Below are 16855 nucleotides of genomic sequence, written 5' to 3'. Positions count from 1 at the left end.
TTATTCGGCCTCGATCTTGTACTTCGAGATGATGTCCCGCCACTGCGCCGTTTCCTTGTTCATGATGGCGGCAAACTCCGCGGGGGTGGAGGTCTGCGGCAGTGCGCCCGTGGTCAGCAGCCAGGTGCGAATGCCCTCGTCTGTCATGACCTTCTTCACGGCGGCGTTCAGCTTGTTGACCACCTCATCGGGCGTGTTGGCGGGCGCCAGCAATCCGAACCAGACCTCCGAGACGAAGCCTGGAACGGTCTGATTGATCGTCGGCGCGCCGGGGACGACGGGAGACGGCTTTTCCGTGGCAACACCGAGCATCGTGAGGTTGCCTTGCTCGACCTGACCCATCATGGCGCTCGATGGTGTCGTCATGAGCATTTGCACTTCGCCGGTGCGTGCCGCCAGTGTGGTTGCGGCTTCGCCCTTGTACGGAATGTGCTCTACCTTGATTCCGGCCATCTGGCCGAAGCGTGCTGTGGCGAGGTGTCCGTATGACGCGGTGCCGGCCGAGGCGTAGCGGGCGCCGTTGGGGTCCTTGCGTGCAAATTCGATGAACTCGGCGAGGGTCTTGACCGGGACTGCCTTGTTGGTGACGAGCACCATCGGCACGCTTGTCACCGTGGTGACGGGCTTGAAGTCGGTCAACGCGTTGTAGCCGGCCTTCTTGTTCAGCAGGGGGGTGATCACCACGCCGTTGTTGGGATACAGAAGCGTGTATCCATCCGGTTTCGCGCGCGCAACCACGACCGCAGCCAGCGCGCCGGACGCGCCGGGCTTGTTGTCGATGATGACAGGCTGGCCGAGCAGCTTCGAGAGGGGCTCTTGGATCTTGCGCACCTGGCCATCGCTCGTCCCGCCGGCGGGGTAGGGTACGACGATCGTGATCGGTCGCGCAGGAAATGCATCCTGGGCATTGGCCGCGCAAACGCTTAGTGCCAGTGCGCCCAGCAGCGCAAGGGCCTTCGAAACGGACATTTTTTGTCTCCTATCAATGGTTGGGCCAATGAATTGTAGCCAGTGCCACTGAAAGATCAAGAGGGCACTTGAATTCCCGTGCTTGTTCGGACGTTAGGGCGGGCGGTGTCGACCTGAATTTCCCGAGAAGCCAGGTGTTGCTCGACCGACGGAAGAAGCGCTTGCATTCAACAATGGTTGAACCATAGAATGCCTACACCTTCCACAAAGGAGCCACGCGCGGGCATTGACCGCCGGAGTTGAGCATGAATTTAGATCTGACCCAGGGACAGTTGGAGTTTCGAGAAGAGGTGCGTTCTTTCGTGGCCGAGCGGTTGCCGGCCGAGATCCGCGACAGGCTGCGCGCGGGTCATCCGCCCAGCAAGCAGGACACCGTGACCTGGCAGCGCTTCCTCAATGAGCGCGGCTGGGCCGCGCCGCATTGGCCCAAGCGATACGGCGGCGCCGAACTGGGCCAGATGGAGCGGCTGATTTTGATGGACGAGCTGTATCGCGCACCCGCACCGTTGCCGCAGGTCTTCAACATCACGATGCTCGGCCCCGTGCTCATGAAGTTCGGCACGCCCGAGCAATGCGAGTACTTCCTGCCAAAGCTGGCGAACCTCGATCTGTGGTTCTGCCAGGGCTTCTCGGAACCGGGGTCGGGCTCGGACCTGGCTTCGCTGCGCACGGCGGCACGCCGCGAGGGCGATCACTACGTGGTCAACGGTCAAAAGATCTGGACCACGACCGCCCACTGGGCAGACTGGACCTTTGCGCTGGTGCGCACCGACCCTGAGGCGCGCAAGCAAGAGGGCATCTCGTTCCTGCTCATCGACCTCAAGTCGCCCGGCATCACGATTCGCCCCATCACGTCGATCGATGGCGAGCACCACCTCAACGAAGTATTTTTCGATGAAGTCCGCGTGCCCCTGGGCAACCTGGTCGGACAGGAAAACAAGGGCTGGGACTGCGCCAAGTTCCTGCTGGGCAACGAGCGAACCGGCATCGCCAACGTGGGTTTGTGCCGTGAGAGGCTCGAGCATGCGCGTGCAGTGGCCGGGCGCACGCGGCAGGGCGACGGCATTCTCCTCGATGACCCCAAACTCCAAGCGGAGTTCGCGATGCTCGACGCGGAAATCCGCGCGCTGGAAGTGACCAACTGGCGCTTCCTGCTCACGACCTCCGAGCAGCAGGCCCTGCCGGCCTTTGCTTCGGTGCTCAAGCTCAAGGGTGTGGAGCTGCAGCAGGACGTGAACGCATTGCTGGCGCGCGTCGCCGGCCCGCAGGGCCTGGAGCGCCGGGACGGCGGCGAGACGGAACACGGTCCGCTGACACCGCGCTATTTCTATTCGCGCGCCGCAAGCATCTACGGCGGCACCAGCGAAGTTCAAAAGGACATCTTGTCCAAGTTCATCCTGGGCTGAGGAAGAAGACATGGAATTCGAACTGAATGAAGACCAGCGTGCGCTGCGCGACAGTCTCGCGCGCCTGCTGACCGACCGCTATGGTTTCGAGGCCCGCCGTGGCCTGGCCGCGGATGCACCCGGCCACGATCCGCAGACCTGGCGCCACATGGGCGAGCTCGGTCTGCTGGGTCTGCCGGTGCCGGAAGCCCACGGGGGCTTCGGTGCGCGCGCCGAGGATCTGCTTCCGGTCTTGCAGCAACTGGGCGCCGTGCTTTCTCTGGAGCCTTTCCTGCCGTTGGTGCTGGGTGCCACCGCGCTGCGACTGGCTGGAGACGAGAGCCAGTGTGCGGACGTTCTCCCGCGTGTGGCCGGCGGCGAACTGCGACTGGCCTGGGCCCACGACGAGGCCGATGGGCGCCATGCGCCCTGGTGGGTGCAGACCAAGGCGCGCCGCGAAGGCGATGGCTGGGTGCTCGATGGGGCGAAATCCCTGGTCCTCGGCGCACCGCTCGCAGACCTGATCGTCGTGAGTGCACGCCTCGCCGGCAAGGAGAGCGAGCGTGAAGGCTGCGCACTGTTCCTCGTCGATCCGAAATCGCCCGGCGTGCATGTGCGCGGCTTCCGGCTGGTGGATGACAGTGTGGCGGGCGAGCTGACGCTGAGCCAGGCTCCGGCGCAGCCGCTGGGTGAAGCAGGCGACAGCGAACGCGCCCTGGCGGCCATCGACGGAACACTGGCGATGGGCATCGCGGCAATCTGCGCCGACATGAGCGGCGCCATGCAGGCCGCACACAGTCTGGCGGTGGACTATCTCGGCACGCGACAGCAGTTCGGGCGCTTGATCGGCCAGAACCAGGCGCTTCGGCATCGCACGGCGGAGATGCTGGTCAATCTGGAGATGGCCAAGAGCATGGCGATTGCCGCGGCCGTGGCGGTGGATGCCGGCGATGGTGGGCGCAGCCGGGAGGCGAGCATCGACTTGCATCGCGCGAAGCTGTCCGTCGCGCGCAATGCCCGCAACCTCGCGCAGCTGGCGATCCAGCTCCATGGCGGCATCGGCATGACCGAGGAGTACGCCGTGGGCCACTACCTGCGCCGCATTCACGTGCTGGATCAGTGCTTGGGTGATGCCGACGCGCATGCCATGCAACTGGCCGCGAAGCTGGCCGCTTGATTGACGGGCGCGATGGCGCGCCCAGGACTTGGACACAAACGATGACTTCAGCACAGATCTTTCTTGATGAGCAGGGCGTAACGCGTGACGAGCTGCTTGAACGCGCCGCGCGGGCGGCCACGGGTCTTGCAAGCCTGGGGGTGCAGGAAGGGGACACGGTCGCGCTGTTGATGCGCAACGACTTCGCCTTCTTCGAGGTGCTGCAAGCCGCTGCAGCAGTGGGTGCCTACGCCGTGCCGCTGAACTGGCACGGCAAGGCCGAAGAGGCCCGCTACATCCTCGAGGACAGCAAGCCGAAGGTGCTGGTGGCGCATGCCGATCTGCTGGCCCCGTTGCGCGCGCACATTCCCGCGGGTATCCAGGTCATCGTGGCGACGACCCCCGAGCAGGTGCGGCAACGCTACGGACTGGCGCATGCCGTTTGCGAACTGCAGCCGGAAGACCTGGGCTGGTCGGCCTGGACGGACAGATTCGAAGCCTGGAGCCAGCCGCCCAAGCGCAGCCGCGCGACCATGATCTACACCTCGGGAACCACGGGGCACCCGAAGGGCGTCAAGCGCAACCCGGCCTCACCCGAAGAGACGCAGATCTACGCCAATCTGCTCAAGAGCGTGTATGGCATCGAGCAAGGCGTGCGCGCCCTGGTGACCGGGCCGCTCTACCACGCATCTCCCAATGCCTATGGTCGCCAGGCCTTCGGCCTGTCCGAAGTGCTCGTGATGCAGTCCAAGTTCGATGCCGAGGAGACCTTGGCGCTGATCGAGAAGCACCGCATCACCAATGCCGTGATGGTGCCGACCATGTTCGTTCGCATCCTGCGTCTGCCCAAGGAGGTGCGCGACCGCTACGACATCAGCTCGCTCAAGTGGGTGACCCACACGGGCGCGCCTTGCCCGCGCGAGGTGAAGCAGGAGTTGATGGCATGGTGGGGCCCCATCGTCTATGAAACCTATGGCGGCACCGAGGTGGGAACTGCCACCTTGGCCACCCCGCAGGATTGGCTGGAGCATCCCGGTTCGGTTGGCGTGCCGACGCCAGGCACGCGCATTGCCTTCTACGGTGAAGACGGCAAGCCCGCGCCTGACGGCGAGCCGGGCGAGATCTACATGCGCGTTCCGGCCTATGCGGACTTCACTTACCTGAACAACGCGGAAAAGCGCAAGAGCGTGGAGCGGGATGGCCTGATCAGCGTCGGTGATGTCGGCTACCTGAAGAACGGCCGCCTGTACCTGTGCGATCGCCGCTCGGACATGGTCATCTCTGGCGGCACGAACATCTATCCGGCCGAGATCGAGATGGTCCTGACGCAGTGTCCGGGCGTGCAGGACTGCGCGGTCTTCGGCATTCCCGATGACGACTTCGGTGAATCGCTGGCTGCGGCCGTGGAGCTGATTCCCGGCGCTGAAGTCAGTGCACGGGACATCCAGACCTATCTCGAAGCACACCTGGCGAAGTACAAGGTGCCCAGGCGCATCGACTTTCATGCATCCCTGCCACGGGAAGACAGCGGCAAGATCTTCAAGCGCCGCCTGCGCGATCCTTTCTGGCAGGCGACTGGGCGCAAGATCTGATGGGGCCGGAAGCCTCCTCGGAAGCGGTCGCCGAATCGCTCGGCGCAGCGCTGTCCCGGCATGAAGGCCGGCCAGGCCGTGTTCAGGCGCTGCGCCGGCTGACGGGAGGGGCCACCAAGCGAACCTGGTCGTTCGACTGGGTGTGCGGCGAGTCGACCCAGGCGCTGATCTTTCAGCAGACACCGGGCCAGAGCGGACCACGCGGACGGGTTCCGAAGCTTGATGCACACGAGGACGCGTCGCTCATGCGCGTCGCACGGGCGCACGGTGCACCCGCACCGCGGGTGCACCTGCTGCTGACCGAAGGCGACGGCGTCGGCACGGGCTACGTCACGGAAGCCGTCGAGGGAGAGACCCTCGGGAAGAAGCTGGTGGGCGACGCCGCGTTCGCGCCCGCGCGCGGTCGCATGGCGTCGCAGTGCGGGCGGATTCTGGCCACCATCCATGCGACGCCCACCGATCAGCTTTCATTTCTCAAGACCCTGTCACCCGGCGACGAATGGGAGGTCTATTCGGGCCTGCTCGCCGAATGCGGCGTGCGTCATCCTGCACTGAGCTATGCCTTGCGCTGGGTGCGCGAGCGCCTGCCCTCTCGGTGGCGCGCCGGCCTCGTGCATGCAGACTTCCGCACCGGCAACCTGATCGTCGGCCCGGACGGCATTCGCTGCGTGCTCGATTGGGAGATCGCCCGCATCGGTGACCCGATGCAGGACCTCGGTGTGCTGTGCATGCGGTCGTGGCGCTTCGGCGGCTCGGGCGAGGTGGGTGGCTTCGGTGATCGCGAGGACCTGTATGCGGCCTACGAAGAGGCCAGTGGCCACGCGGTCGATCGTGAACGAGTCCGGTTCTGGGAAGCCTTCTCCAACCTGAAATGGGCGATCGCCTGTGCCAGGCGCGGTTCTGGCCGGCGCGACGATGGCAGCCCCGCGAGTCTGGAACTGAGCGCGGTCGGTCGCCGGATGGAAGAACCCCTGTGGGACTTCTTCACCCTCTTGAGCACTTCGCCGAAAGGAGCTCCGCGATGACAGTTTTCGTTCCCGAGATGCCGGATCTGGTTCGGGCCGCAGTCGACCACCTGGAGCAGGACCTGCTGCCGACACTGACGGGCTACCAGCGCTTTCACACGCGCGTATGCGTGACCGTGCTGCGTATCGTGCAGCGGCAGATGGCGCAGGGCGGGGCGCTCGAGGCCGATGAATGGGCACGTCTGCGTGAGCTTCTCGGATCGCAGGATGCACTGCCGGTGCTGAATCGGCGATTGATGGATGCGCTGGACGACGGGAGCCTGTCCCTGGACGCGCCGGGCTTGGTGCCGCATCTGCGTGCCACCCTCGAGGCGGCCCTGCAGATCAACAACCCCCGATGGACGCTGCCCCCTGTGCCGAGCACTGCTTGACTACCTGCCGTTGCGTCGACGTGAGCACACTGATGGACAACCCCTAGCGGCTCCTGTGCTTTGGCTGTTGACATTCGCCAGCAAATTGACGATGGTTGAACCAATATTAAACGATCGGAGACTGGAGCAGATATGAGCATCAACCGGAGGCAAGTCCTGGCCATGGCGGCCACCCTGAGTGGCATGAGCACGCCCGTTCGAGCGCAGTCCGGGGCAGGCTATCCCACCGCGCCGATTCGCTTCGTCATTCCCACGGCAGCTGGTGGCGGCCATGATGTGATGACACGAATGATCGGTCTGAAGCTCACGGAGCGGCTGGGGCAGCCCTGCATCGTGGAGTCACGCCCGGGGGCCAGCGGTGCGTTGGCTGCGGCGGCTGTGGCCAGTGCGCCGGCGGACGGTCATACCTTGCTGCTCGCCTACAGCGCCTTTCTTAGCAACACGGTTCTGCTGGACAAGCCGGCCTACAAGGTGGAGGACTTCGCGCCCGTCAGCATGTTGGCGCTGACCCCCATCGCACTGGGGATCAGCGAGTCGGTCGCGGCTTCCTCGCTCAAGCATTTCGTGGCGTTGGCCAAGACGCGCCCCGGCCAGCTGTTCTACGCCTCCTATGGTCCGGGAAGCGGAGGGCATTTCGTGGGCGAACTGTTCAACATGGCTGCAGGCATCGATGTCGTCCATGTGCCGTACAAGGGCGAGACGCCGGCCCTGATGGATGTGCTGGCCGGCCAGGTCCAGGCGTCTTTCACATCGGTCGGTGGCGCACGCCGCTATCCGGGCCGCATTCGCGCGCTTGCGGTCGCAACCAAAGAGCGTTCACCCAGCTACCCAGACGTGCCCACGTTCGCCGAGTCGGGCTATCCCGAGGTGGACATGCCGGGCTGGGCCGCGCTGATGGCGCCTGCGAAGACGCCTGCACCGATCGTGCAGACGCTGACCCGGGAGATCAACGAAATCGTGATGCTGCCTGACGTCAAGTCCAAGATGGCGGAACTGGGCTTCGATTCTGTCGGATGGGACGTACCTCGTACCCGCACGTTCATGGGGGAGCAACTCGTCGCCACCAGAAAGCTGGTGGCGTCAGGGCGGGTGAAGATCTGAGATTGCCGCAGCGCGACCGGTTCGCCGGGTCGCGCCGCCGACCCGCCATGGGGCGGGTGGACGGGTCGCCCATCAGATGAACGAGTCCGGGATCAGGTCGCTCTCCGGGCAATCGCTGTAGCGCGAAAGGTCGGTGACGCCGGCGTCGCGCAGCACCTGCTCGTCCAGGCAGAAATGGCCGGTGAAGGAGCGATCGCGCGTGAGGATGCAATGCGCCGCGTCCGCAACGATGTCGGGGCGGCGCGTGCGCTTCATGGTCGCATCGCCGCCCAGGATGTTCTGCACTGCGGCCGTGCCGATGAAGGTCCTGGGCCACAGCGCATTGAAGGCCACGCGGCCGCGGAATTCGCCCGCCATGCCGAGCACGCACATGCTCATGCCGAACTTGGCCATGGTGTAGGCGACGTTCGGCTTGAACCAGCGCTCCTCCATGTTCAGCGGCGGCGACAGCATCAGCACATGCGGGTTCTCGGCCTTGAGCAGGTGCGGCAGGCAGGTGCGCGTGACCAGGTAGGTTCCGCGTGCGTTGATGCCATGCAGCAGGTCAAAGCGCTTCATGTCGGTTTCCAGCGTGCCGGTCTTGCTGATCGCGCTCGCGTTGTTCACGCAGATATCGATCCCACCGAAGCGCGCAACGGCCTGCTCGACAGCGGACTGCACCTGATCCTCGTGGCGGATGTCGACCGCCAGCGCCAGGGCCTGGCCGCCGGCGGCCTCCACCGCCGCAGCCGCCGTGTGAATGGTGCCGGGCAGTTTGGGGTGAGGCTCGGCTGACTTGGCGGCGATCACGATGTTCGCGCCATCGCGCGCGGCGCGCTCTGCGATCGCCAGGCCGATGCCCCGGCTGGCACCGGTGATGAAGAGGGTCTTGCCCTTGAGCGTGTTCATGACTTGACCTTTGGAAATCCGCGGTAGGGTGGCGCCTTCTTGGCCAGCATGGCCTCGATCGCCACGCGCGGCTCGGGAGCCGAGAAGGCGGCGGCCTGGCTGCTGGCCTCCAGCGTGAACATCGTCTGTTGGTCGGCATCGAGCGATGCATTCAGTGCGGCCTTGGTCAACGCCAACGCGGTCGGTGCAGCGTTCGTGAGGCTTTCGGCGATCTGGCGCACGCGTGCTTCCAGCGCATCGCTTTCGTGCACCTCCATGACCAGGCCAAGACGCTGGGCCTCATCGGCGCCGACATCGCGGGTGGAGAACATCAGTTCCTTGGCACGTTGCATGCCCACGGCGCGCGGCAGCAAGTACAGAGCCCCGAGATCAGGCACCAGGCCCAGGCGCAGGTAGGCCATCGAGAACCGGGCCGCTGGCGTGGCAACGACCATGTCCGCGCAGAGCGCAAGGGCAAAGCCGGCGCCCATGGCGGGGCCGTCGACGGCTGCGATCACGGGCCGGCCGATGTTCATCATGTCCTGGATGAAGCGCAGGCCGGTCTTGATGCGCTGCTGCCAGTAGTGGGGGCCGGAGTCCAGGTGCTCATGCAGGACCTGCAGGTTGCCGCCGGCGCAGAAGACGCCGGGACTGCCTGTGAGTACGAGCACGCGGATGTCCAGGTCCTGGCGCACCTGCTCCAGCACCACCATCAAGTCGGCGCGCAGGTCGGCGTCGAAAGGGTTGTGCTTCTCGGGCCGTGCCAGGCGGATCCAGCCCACACGATTCACGACTTCGAAGTGCAGAGTCTTCATGGTGCGCTTCAGGCAGGAGCGAACATGGGGACGGGGGTGCCGCCCTCGGCCGTCTTGAAGACGACCTTGACGCGTTGCCCGATCCGGATGTCGTCGAGGTCGCAGTCCACGATGTTGCTCAGCATCGTGATGCCCTCGTCCAGGGCGATGTAGGCGATGGCATAGATGTGGGGGCCGGCCTTGCGGGTCACGCTCACGCTGTAGATGCTTCCCTGGCCGCTGAGCGTCTCCCACTCGGTGTCGCCCTGGCAGTAGGGGCAGATCGGGCGCGGATACCAGTGCAGCTTGCCGCAGGATTGGCAGCGGCGGGTGGTCAGGCGGCCTTCACGCGCGGCCGACCAGAATGCTTCGCTGGATGCATCCACCAAAGGGGGGGACAGGGGGCGTTCAACATAGGGGGTGGTCATTGGCTCATTCCCTTTCCATGATCAGAGTGGCGCTGCCGTGGCGTGAACCGAGCAGGCCGCCGGTGCCTTGGGCCAGTGCGAGGTGGCAGTCGGGCACTTGAACCTTGGGGTGCGCTTCGCCTCGCAGCTGGCGCACGGCTTCGATCACCTTCGTGATGCCACCGCGGTTGGCCGGGTGGTTGTTGCACAGGCCGCCGCCGTCGGTGTTGAAAGGCAGCTTGCCCACGCCGGAGATGAGGTTGCCATCGGCCACGAAGCGGCCGCCTTCGCCCTTCTTGCAGAAGCCCAGGTCCTCCAGTTGCATCAGCACGGTGATCGTGAAGCTGTCGTAGATCGACGCGTACTGGATGTCCGACGGCTTGACGCCAGCCTCGGCGAAAGCGGCGGGGCCGGTGATGGCCGCGCCCGACCAGGTGAGGTCGACCTGGCCGGCCGCTTGGCCCTTGATGGTTTCAGCGGCGCCGAGCACTTTCACGACGGGCCGCTTGAGCTTGCGTGCGATTTCGGGACGCACCACCACCAGTGCCCCTCCACCGTCGCTGACGACGCAGCAGTCGAGCTTGTGCAGTGGATCGGCAATCATCGGCGAGCCCAGCACCTCGGCCACCGTGACGGGCTCGCGCAGCATGGCGTTCGGGTTGTGCTGGGCGTGGGCAGCGGCAGCCACCTTGATCCATGCCAGTTGCTCGGACGTGGTGCCGAACTCATGCATGTGCCGCGCCGCGGCCAGTGCATACATGTTCACGGTGACGGGGCCGTAGGGCATCTCCCAGGGAACGTCGGGCGTCGACGCCGTCACCAGCCGCTGGCCGACGCCCACGCCGCTGCCGCCTTCGGTGCGCGGACGGCCGGCGAGCGTGATGAGTGCGACATTGCACTTGCCAGCTGCGATGGCCTGGGCCGCATGCGCCACGTGGATGAGGTAGGCCGAGCCGCCCGTGTCCGTGTTGTCGATGTACCGCAGGCGCGTCAGCCCGAGGTAGTCGGCCATGCTGTTGGCGCCGAGGCCGGGCGCGTCGCCGGCGCAGAAATAGCCGTCCACGTCGGCCAGGGTGAGCCCGGCGTCTTGAAGCGCGCCGCGCGCGCATTCGGCGTGCAACTGCGCCACGGTCTTGTCCGGGGCTTTGCGGGTGGGGTGTTCGTAGGCGCCTGCAATACAGGCCTGACCTTTGATCGTCATGACTTCTCCAATTGACGGGAAACTGGCGCCTAGAATATCATTGGTTCAACCATCACACAAGGAGCATCACATCATGAACCCCATCGTCACCCTGGAAGGCCGCACCATCGTCGTTACCGGCGCCGGGCAGGGCATTGGCAAGGCAATCGTCGAGACGGTCGTCGCCCTGGGCGGCAATGCCATTGCCATCGACCTCAATGGTGAAACGCTGGGCGCCGTCGCGGCCGAGCTGCCGAAGGAGCGCGTGCTGGCCATCCAGGGCAGCGTGGCGGATGCGGCGCTCGCGGACCGCGCCATCGCCGACGGCGTTGCCAAGTTCGGCGCCGTGCATGGACTGGTCAACAACGCGGGCATCATTCGCCCGGCCATGATCGAAAAGATGACCGACCCGCAGTGGCAGGATGTCATCGACGTGCACCTGACGGGCTCGTTCTACTGGACCCGCGCCGTCGGGCGCCACATGCTGGAGCGGGTCAAGGGCGGCGACAAGAGCGGTGGCTCCATCGTCAACATCTCGTCGGATGCCGGGCGCAAGGGTTCCATCGGCCAGATCAACTACGCTGCGGCCAAGGCTGGCCTGTTGGCCATGTCGATGACGGCGGCACGCGAATGGGGCCGCTACAACATCCGCGCCAACTCCGTGTGCTTCGGGGTGGTCGAGACCCCGATGACCGAAGTCGTGCGGGGAGAGAAGTTCCGTGACGGCATGCTGGCCCAGATTCCGTTGGGCCGCTGGTCGACCACCGATGAAGCCGTGAAGGCGGTCTGCTTCCTGCTGTCCGACGGCGCGAGCTATATCACGGGTCAGCACCTGGGTGTCAACGGCGGCTTCCACATCAGCCTCTGAGTGACATGGAATCGGTGGTCCACGATATTGACGCCGAGCGCCTGGGAGAGATCATCGGCCAGCAGGTCGAGGCTTTCACTGGCGCACTGTCGCTGCAGCGCATCCAGGGGGGGCAGTCCAACCCCACCTACGTCGTTGAAGCGGGAGAGAAGCGCTATGTGCTACGGCGCAAGCCCTCGGGCCCTCTCCTGCCATCAGCTCATGCGATCGAGCGCGAGTTTCGGGTGATGCGGGCGTTGGGCGCCAGTGATGTGCCGGTGCCATGTGTACGGCTGCTGTGCGAAGAGCCAGCAGTGCTGGGCAGCGCCTTCTACCTGATGGACTTCGTGGATGGGCGGATCCTGGACGACCAGACGCTGCCGGGCATGAGCGCGGGGCAGCGGCGCAGTCACTACGCCGAACTCAACCGCGTTCTGGCCCGGCTGCACGCGCAGAAGCCGAAAGACTTGGGACTCGAGGATTACGGCCGGGCTGGTGGGTACGTGCAGCGCCAACTCGATCGCTGGGTGCGTCAGTACCGGGCGAGCGAGACGGACCGGATCGAGACCATGGAGCTACTGATTGCTTGGCTGGTCGAGCGCGTTCCTGCGCAGAAGAGCACTTCCGTCGTTCATGGTGACTATCGGTTGGACAACGTCGTGTGGCACGAGCAGGAGCCGCGCATCGTCGCGGTGCTGGACTGGGAGCTGTCCACGTTGGGTGACCCCTTGGTCGATTTCGCCTACCACTGCATGACCTGGCATCTGGAGTTGGGAACTCACCGGACGCTGGCGGGCGTCGACCTGGACCCGCTGGGCATTCCCGACGAAGCGGCTTACGTGGCCATGTATGCCGAGAACACGGGGCGGGAAGTGGACACAGTCCTGGCCAACTGGCCTTTTTACATGGCATTCAACATGTTTCGCTTGGCCGCGATTCAACAAGGCGTGGCCAGGCGGCAACTCGATGGCAATGCGGCGAACGATCGCGCGCGCGACGTGGCCAACCGGGTTGCGGCGACCGCAGAAGCCGGTTGGAAACAGACGCTGCGTTGCTGAGCTGACCACCGTTCCAAATCAGGAGACATCTCATGTACATGCCCCCGAATTCCCGGCTTCGCCTGGATCCCGGCGACGAATACACCCATGCACCCGAGCCGGTGTCCAACTACAACGAGAGCATGTACTTCAATGTGTTCGACACTCGACAGGGTATCGGTGCATGGATGCGCATCGGCAATCGGCCCAACGAAGGCCACGCGGAAATGAGCTGCTGCGTGTACCTGCCCGATGGACGTGTCGGTTTCATGTTCGCGCGGCCTTCGATCAGCGACAACTGTGAGATGTCCGCCGGTGGAATGCGCTTCGAGGTGCTCGAGCCGTTCCGGCGGCTGCGGGTGAGTTATGTGGGCGAGTTGCTGATCATGGACGACCCACATGCCATGGCCGATCCGAGCTCGGCCTTCAAGCGCTATCCCAAGCGGGCGGCGGCACTTCAACTCGAGTTCGAAGGCGTTTCGCCCATGCACGGTGGGGAAATCGTTGGAGCGGATGGCTCCCCGATCGAACTGGATCCCGAGCACGCCGTCTACAGGGGCCACACGGAGCAGCACATGGCCGTGCACGGCCAGATCACCGTAGACGGCATGCGCTTTGACTTGCAGGACGCAACCGGCTACCGCGACAAGTCCTGGGGCCCGCGTCACTGGCACAGCTTCTATTGGTACAAGTGGCTTCCGGTGGCTTTCAGCCGCGACTTCGGCCTGTTGCTGTCGGTGAAGGGGAGGCCTGAAGGGGGGGAGAACCGGATCAGTGGCAATGTATTGAGAAACGGTGCCTACGAGCCGGTCCTGGACGGGCGCATCGACGCCGACTACGACGAGCATTGGTATCCACGCCAGTTCAGCGCCTGGATCCGCACGAGCGAGCGCGAGTACACGCTGGAGGGACGGATCCTGGCTACGGTGCCGCTGCGCCACAAGCGCAAGGGTTCGACCGACGCGGATAGCTACACCCGAATCACTGAAAGCATGAGCGAGTACACATGCGAAGGCCGGACGGCCTTGGGCATGACCGAGTTCTGCGATGTGATGACGGGCGGCGTGCCCATCTCGGCCGTCGCCGGGGCTGGCGCATCGCAGGCGGAGGGCGCATGAGCGAGCCCATCCTGTGCGAGCGCCGTGACGGCGTGGCGGTCGTTACCTTGAACCGGCCACAGGCCAAGAATGCTCTTGATGTGGCGAGCACGGACGCACTCTCTGCGCTGTTGCGTGGACTGCGCGATGACGAGTCGGTCCAGGCGGTGGTGCTGACCGGCGCAGGCGGCGACTTCTGTTCGGGTGGCGACGTCAAGGGCATGGGCCAAGGCGGCCCGCGAAGCCCCGAGCAACGGCGTGCCGGCATGGCACGCTACCGCGACCTGGCAACCGCGATGGCCGGGCTGGACAAGCCGGTCGTGGCCGCAGTCGATGGCGTGGCCTTCGGTGCGGGGATGAGCCTGGCGCTGTGGGCGGACATGGTGCTCGTCAGCGACCGGGTTCGCATGGCCATGGTTTTTCATCGCGTCGGCCTCGTGCCGGACATCGGCGCCTGGTACACGCTGCCCCGCATCGTTGGGCTGCAGCGTGCCAAGGAACTCGTCTACTCGGCCCGCGAGTTCGGGGCGCAGGAAGCCCTGCAGATGAACCTGGCGATGGAGATGCACACACCCGATCGGCTGCTCGAGCGTGCGCTGGAGATCGCACACAGCTTCGTCGGTGCGTCCGCTCTGGCCATGAGCCTGTCCAAGCAAGCCTTGCAGGCGTCGCTCCAGTCCGACCTGTCGACCATGCTGGACATGGAGGCCACAGGCCAGGCCATGGCCGGTGCCAGCGACTACGCCCGCGAATCGGTACGCCGCTTCGCGTCCCGCGAGCCCGCGCAATTCCGCTGGCCCGCACTTCCTTCCTCCGCTTCATTGAAATCATGATCGACTACGACAAGACCAAGGCTTGGCGCTCCGGCGAAGTTCGTCACACGTACACCACCCGCGACACCATTCTCTACGCCCTCGGCCTGGGCGTGGGCAGCGACCCGATGGACGAGCAGCAACTGCGCCTCGTCTATGAAAAGGATCTGGCGATCCTGCCGACGATGGCGGCTGTGCTGGCCTCACCGGGTTCGTGGATGCGTGATCGCACGGAACTGGGCATCGACTTCTTGAAGTTGGTGCACGGTGAGCAGGGCCTCGTCATTCACCAGCCGCTGCCGGTGGCGGGCTCTCTCGTCGGTGAAAGCCGCGTGACGCACATCGTCGACAAGGGCGAGGGCAAGGGTGCGGTGATGCACGTGGAAAAGACCCTCAAGGACGCGCAAAGCGGCGCGCTGCTGGCCACGACCGAGCAGGTGCTGTTCCTGCGCGGTGACGGCGGCTTCTCGCAAAGACGCGGCGGCGACGCACCAGCCCCCGCTTCCCCCGCCGTGCCCGAGTCGGCCCCGGACGTCGTGCTCGAGATGCCCATCCGCCCCGAGGCGGCGCTGATCTATCGACTCAGCGGCGACCTCAACCCCCTGCACGCCGACCCCGCGGTGGCAGGCAAGGCCGGATTTCCGCGCCCCATCCTGCACGGCTTGGCCACCTGGGGCATGGCGGGTCGCGCCGTCGTCCAGGCGTTCTGCGGGCAGCAACCGTCGCATCTGCGCGCCTTGCGCGCTCGGCTGACCTCACCGGTCTACCCTGGCGAAACCCTGGTCTTCGACGGTTGGCTGCGTGAGCCCGGCGAGGTCGCGTTTCGGGTGCGCGTGAAGGAGCGGGATGTGGTCGTGCTCAATAACGGCCAGGCGAAGTTAGTGGCCGAATGAGCAATCCGCTCATGCGCGCCTGGCAGGTCAAGGCACTGACCGAACCGCCGAGCCTCGCGCTTTGCGACATCGAGCGGCCCACGCCGCTGGACGACGAGTGCCTGCTACGGGTCGAGGCCTGTGGGCTCGCTTTTGGCGACACGCTCCTCGTTCGTGGCCGCTACCAGGTCAAGCCTCAGTTGCCTTTTGTGCCGGGCTCCGAAGTGGTGGGAACCGTCGTTGAAACCTGCGCAGGCGGGCCACCTGTCGGTACGCGGATCGCCAGTTCGTGCCAGCAGGGTGGCCTTGCGGAGTTTGCGCGTGTGCCAGGCAGGTTCGTGGTGCCGTTGTCGAACGGCATGCCAGCCGGCGCGGCGCTTGCGCTGAGAAGCAATTTCCCGACGGCGCTCTACGCCTTGCGCGAGGTGGCCCGATTGCGCGCGGGTGAAACCGTCCTGGTTCATGCAGGTTCCGGTGGTGTTGGCAGTGCGGCAGTGACACTTGCGCGCTGGATGGGGGCCCGGGTACTGGCGACGGCAGGTGGTGCAGAAAAGGTGGCAGCTGTACGTACGCTGGGGGCGCACGAGGTTGTGGACTACCGCGCTGACGACTGGATAGATGCGGTTCGTCGCCTGGCGCCATCCGGCGTGAACGTGGTGTTTGACCCGGTAGGCGGCGACGTGGGCGTGCAGAGCCTGCGCTGTCTGGTCTTCGGGGCCCGCTACCTGATTGTCGGCTTTGCGGGCGGCGAACTCACGGCCTTGCCGGCCAACCGGCTGTTGCTGCACAACGCCACCGCTCACGGTGTGCTGTGGGGCGAAGTTCGCAAACGCGATGCGGATTTGGCGAAGCGGCTGACCCGGGATGTCTACGACGCCCACTCACAGGGTGAACTGTCGCTGTTGTCTGGGCAGGCCTTCCCGTTCGAGCAGGCTCCGCAGGCGCTGGCCGCGCTGCATGAGCGCCGAAGTGTCGGAAAGCTCTGGCTCGAGTTGCGGCGCGCATCGCACTAGAGCGCGCTGCCGCTTCGGGGGAGTGCATCCAGGAAGTCGCGGAGGGAGCGGTTGAAGGCCTGAGGTTGTTTCAGATTGCTCAGATGACCGGCATTGTCGATGCGCACATACTGCGCCGCCGGCGAGCGCGCCCGCATTTGCGCAGCACTGCCGCGCGGGATCGGGAAGGGCAGGCACCTGGCGTTCGACGAAGTCTTTTCCCCGCCTACAGTCTTGCCAGCGACGAGGCGTTCAACCATTTCCCGCACCGGGACCGGGCCTCGGTGGCTGGAGGCATCCCCGTGGTTGGCGGTTCATAAATGGTCTGCGGGGGCTCATGGGGTACGGATT

The 16855-nt window shown here is 65.3% G+C and carries 18 protein-coding genes; 12 read left to right on the top strand and 6 right to left on the bottom strand.

Going from position 1 to position 16855, the window contains the following annotated elements:
• The gene (locus QTI68_RS09710) at positions 1 to 969 is read right to left on the bottom strand and encodes a Bug family tripartite tricarboxylate transporter substrate binding protein (protein ID WP_286521207.1); all 969 of its coding nucleotides are present in this window, start codon (positions 967 to 969) and stop codon (positions 1 to 3) included.
• 245 nt (positions 970 to 1214) lie between these two features.
• On the opposite strand from QTI68_RS09710, the gene QTI68_RS09705 reads away from it, so the two are divergent.
• The 6 genes from QTI68_RS09705 (at position 1215) to QTI68_RS09680 (ending at position 7599) form a co-directional block, all read left to right on the top strand.
• Positions 1215 to 2375, top strand: a complete 1161-nt coding sequence (locus QTI68_RS09705) for an acyl-CoA dehydrogenase family protein (RefSeq protein ID WP_286521205.1) — start codon at positions 1215 to 1217, stop codon at positions 2373 to 2375.
• Positions 2376 to 2385: 10 nt separating this feature from the next.
• Complete coding sequence (locus QTI68_RS09700; RefSeq protein WP_286521203.1) at positions 2386 to 3531, top strand: acyl-CoA dehydrogenase family protein; 1146 nt, start codon at positions 2386 to 2388, stop codon at positions 3529 to 3531.
• A gap of 41 nt (positions 3532 to 3572) precedes the next feature.
• Positions 3573 to 5102, top strand: a complete 1530-nt coding sequence (locus tag QTI68_RS09695; protein ID WP_286521202.1) for an acyl-CoA synthetase — start codon at positions 3573 to 3575, stop codon at positions 5100 to 5102.
• Positions 5102 to 6127, top strand: a complete 1026-nt coding sequence (locus QTI68_RS09690; RefSeq protein ID WP_286521201.1) for a phosphotransferase family protein — start codon at positions 5102 to 5104, stop codon at positions 6125 to 6127. Before QTI68_RS09695 ends, QTI68_RS09690 begins: the two co-directional genes overlap by 1 nt.
• The gene (locus QTI68_RS09685) at positions 6124 to 6498 is read left to right on the top strand and encodes a DUF6285 domain-containing protein (protein WP_286521200.1); all 375 of its coding nucleotides are present in this window, start codon (positions 6124 to 6126) and stop codon (positions 6496 to 6498) included. Before QTI68_RS09690 ends, QTI68_RS09685 begins: the two co-directional genes overlap by 4 nt.
• Before the next feature lie 132 nt (positions 6499 to 6630).
• Positions 6631 to 7599, top strand: coding sequence for a Bug family tripartite tricarboxylate transporter substrate binding protein (locus QTI68_RS09680; protein ID WP_286521199.1), 969 nt, complete (start codon positions 6631 to 6633; stop codon positions 7597 to 7599).
• A 72-nt stretch (positions 7600 to 7671) separates the two neighbouring features.
• Here QTI68_RS09680 and QTI68_RS09675 read toward each other — a convergent pair whose 3' ends face one another.
• The 4 genes from QTI68_RS09675 to QTI68_RS09660 are packed head-to-tail and all read right to left on the bottom strand — an operon-like array spanning position 7672 to position 10868.
• Positions 7672 to 8487 (bottom strand): SDR family oxidoreductase, encoded by an 816-nt coding sequence (locus QTI68_RS09675; protein WP_286521198.1) that lies wholly within the window; start codon positions 8485 to 8487, stop codon positions 7672 to 7674.
• Positions 8484 to 9281, bottom strand: coding sequence for an enoyl-CoA hydratase/isomerase family protein (locus tag QTI68_RS09670; RefSeq protein ID WP_286521197.1), 798 nt, complete (start codon positions 9279 to 9281; stop codon positions 8484 to 8486). The genes QTI68_RS09675 and QTI68_RS09670 overlap by 4 nt, the downstream gene beginning before the upstream one ends.
• Positions 9282 to 9289: 8 nt before the next feature.
• Positions 9290 to 9688: a Zn-ribbon domain-containing OB-fold protein gene (locus QTI68_RS09665; protein WP_286521196.1), complete on the bottom strand. Its 399-nt coding sequence runs from the start codon at positions 9686 to 9688 to the stop codon at positions 9290 to 9292.
• A 4-nt stretch (positions 9689 to 9692) separates the two neighbouring features.
• Positions 9693 to 10868 (bottom strand): thiolase family protein, encoded by a 1176-nt coding sequence (locus tag QTI68_RS09660; RefSeq protein WP_286521195.1) that lies wholly within the window; start codon positions 10866 to 10868, stop codon positions 9693 to 9695.
• A 73-nt stretch (positions 10869 to 10941) separates the two neighbouring features.
• Here QTI68_RS09660 and QTI68_RS09655 point away from each other — a divergent pair, with 73 nt between their 5' ends.
• From QTI68_RS09655 to QTI68_RS09630, 6 genes are read left to right on the top strand one after another with little or no spacing between them, the layout of a single operon-like run.
• The gene (locus QTI68_RS09655) at positions 10942 to 11715 is read left to right on the top strand and encodes an SDR family NAD(P)-dependent oxidoreductase (protein WP_286521194.1); all 774 of its coding nucleotides are present in this window, start codon (positions 10942 to 10944) and stop codon (positions 11713 to 11715) included.
• A gap of 5 nt (positions 11716 to 11720) precedes the next feature.
• Positions 11721 to 12752, top strand: a complete 1032-nt coding sequence (locus tag QTI68_RS09650; protein WP_286521192.1) for a phosphotransferase family protein — start codon at positions 11721 to 11723, stop codon at positions 12750 to 12752.
• Between the two features lie 32 nt (positions 12753 to 12784).
• Positions 12785 to 13849: a DUF7064 domain-containing protein gene (locus QTI68_RS09645; RefSeq protein WP_286521191.1), complete on the top strand. Its 1065-nt coding sequence runs from the start codon at positions 12785 to 12787 to the stop codon at positions 13847 to 13849.
• On the top strand, positions 13846 to 14661 hold the full coding sequence (locus QTI68_RS09640; RefSeq protein WP_286521189.1) for an enoyl-CoA hydratase/isomerase family protein: 816 nt from the start codon (positions 13846 to 13848) through the stop codon (positions 14659 to 14661). The genes QTI68_RS09645 and QTI68_RS09640 overlap by 4 nt, the downstream gene beginning before the upstream one ends.
• Positions 14658 to 15533, top strand: coding sequence for a MaoC/PaaZ C-terminal domain-containing protein (locus QTI68_RS09635; RefSeq protein ID WP_286521188.1), 876 nt, complete (start codon positions 14658 to 14660; stop codon positions 15531 to 15533). The genes QTI68_RS09640 and QTI68_RS09635 overlap by 4 nt, the downstream gene beginning before the upstream one ends.
• On the top strand, positions 15530 to 16525 hold the full coding sequence (locus tag QTI68_RS09630) for an NADPH:quinone oxidoreductase family protein (RefSeq protein ID WP_286521187.1): 996 nt from the start codon (positions 15530 to 15532) through the stop codon (positions 16523 to 16525). The genes QTI68_RS09635 and QTI68_RS09630 overlap by 4 nt, the downstream gene beginning before the upstream one ends.
• On the opposite strand, the gene QTI68_RS09625 is transcribed toward QTI68_RS09630, so the two are convergent.
• Complete coding sequence (locus tag QTI68_RS09625; RefSeq protein ID WP_286521186.1) at positions 16522 to 16764, bottom strand: alpha/beta fold hydrolase; 243 nt, start codon at positions 16762 to 16764, stop codon at positions 16522 to 16524. The genes QTI68_RS09630 and QTI68_RS09625 overlap by 4 nt on opposite strands.
• Between the last annotated feature and the right edge of the window lie 91 nt (positions 16765 to 16855).

The organism is Variovorax sp. J31P207, assembly GCF_030316965.1.
Lineage (GTDB): Bacteria > Pseudomonadota > Gammaproteobacteria > Burkholderiales > Burkholderiaceae_C > Variovorax > Variovorax ginsengisoli_B.
Note: the sequence above shows the minus strand (reverse complement) of the source record. Positions and strands in the feature narration are given on the sequence as shown.

Coding starts and splice junctions, on each gene's coding strand:
- QTI68_RS09710 (WP_286521207.1), bottom strand. CDS start 969: ATGTCCGTTTCGAAGGCCCTTGCGCTGCTGGGCGCACTGGCACTAAGC.
- QTI68_RS09705 (WP_286521205.1), top strand. CDS start 1,215: ATGAATTTAGATCTGACCCAGGGACAGTTGGAGTTTCGAGAAGAGGTG.
- QTI68_RS09700 (WP_286521203.1), top strand. CDS start 2,386: ATGGAATTCGAACTGAATGAAGACCAGCGTGCGCTGCGCGACAGTCTC.
- QTI68_RS09695 (WP_286521202.1), top strand. CDS start 3,573: ATGACTTCAGCACAGATCTTTCTTGATGAGCAGGGCGTAACGCGTGAC.
- QTI68_RS09690 (WP_286521201.1), top strand. CDS start 5,102: ATGGGGCCGGAAGCCTCCTCGGAAGCGGTCGCCGAATCGCTCGGCGCA.
- QTI68_RS09685 (WP_286521200.1), top strand. CDS start 6,124: ATGACAGTTTTCGTTCCCGAGATGCCGGATCTGGTTCGGGCCGCAGTC.
- QTI68_RS09680 (WP_286521199.1), top strand. CDS start 6,631: ATGAGCATCAACCGGAGGCAAGTCCTGGCCATGGCGGCCACCCTGAGT.
- QTI68_RS09675 (WP_286521198.1), bottom strand. CDS start 8,487: ATGAACACGCTCAAGGGCAAGACCCTCTTCATCACCGGTGCCAGCCGG.
- QTI68_RS09670 (WP_286521197.1), bottom strand. CDS start 9,281: ATGAAGACTCTGCACTTCGAAGTCGTGAATCGTGTGGGCTGGATCCGC.
- QTI68_RS09665 (WP_286521196.1), bottom strand. CDS start 9,688: ATGACCACCCCCTATGTTGAACGCCCCCTGTCCCCCCCTTTGGTGGAT.
- QTI68_RS09660 (WP_286521195.1), bottom strand. CDS start 10,868: ATGACGATCAAAGGTCAGGCCTGTATTGCAGGCGCCTACGAACACCCC.
- QTI68_RS09655 (WP_286521194.1), top strand. CDS start 10,942: ATGAACCCCATCGTCACCCTGGAAGGCCGCACCATCGTCGTTACCGGC.
- QTI68_RS09650 (WP_286521192.1), top strand. CDS start 11,721: ATGGAATCGGTGGTCCACGATATTGACGCCGAGCGCCTGGGAGAGATC.
- QTI68_RS09645 (WP_286521191.1), top strand. CDS start 12,785: ATGTACATGCCCCCGAATTCCCGGCTTCGCCTGGATCCCGGCGACGAA.
- QTI68_RS09640 (WP_286521189.1), top strand. CDS start 13,846: ATGAGCGAGCCCATCCTGTGCGAGCGCCGTGACGGCGTGGCGGTCGTT.
- QTI68_RS09635 (WP_286521188.1), top strand. CDS start 14,658: ATGATCGACTACGACAAGACCAAGGCTTGGCGCTCCGGCGAAGTTCGT.
- QTI68_RS09630 (WP_286521187.1), top strand. CDS start 15,530: ATGAGCAATCCGCTCATGCGCGCCTGGCAGGTCAAGGCACTGACCGAA.
- QTI68_RS09625 (WP_286521186.1), bottom strand. CDS start 16,764: ATGGTTGAACGCCTCGTCGCTGGCAAGACTGTAGGCGGGGAAAAGACT.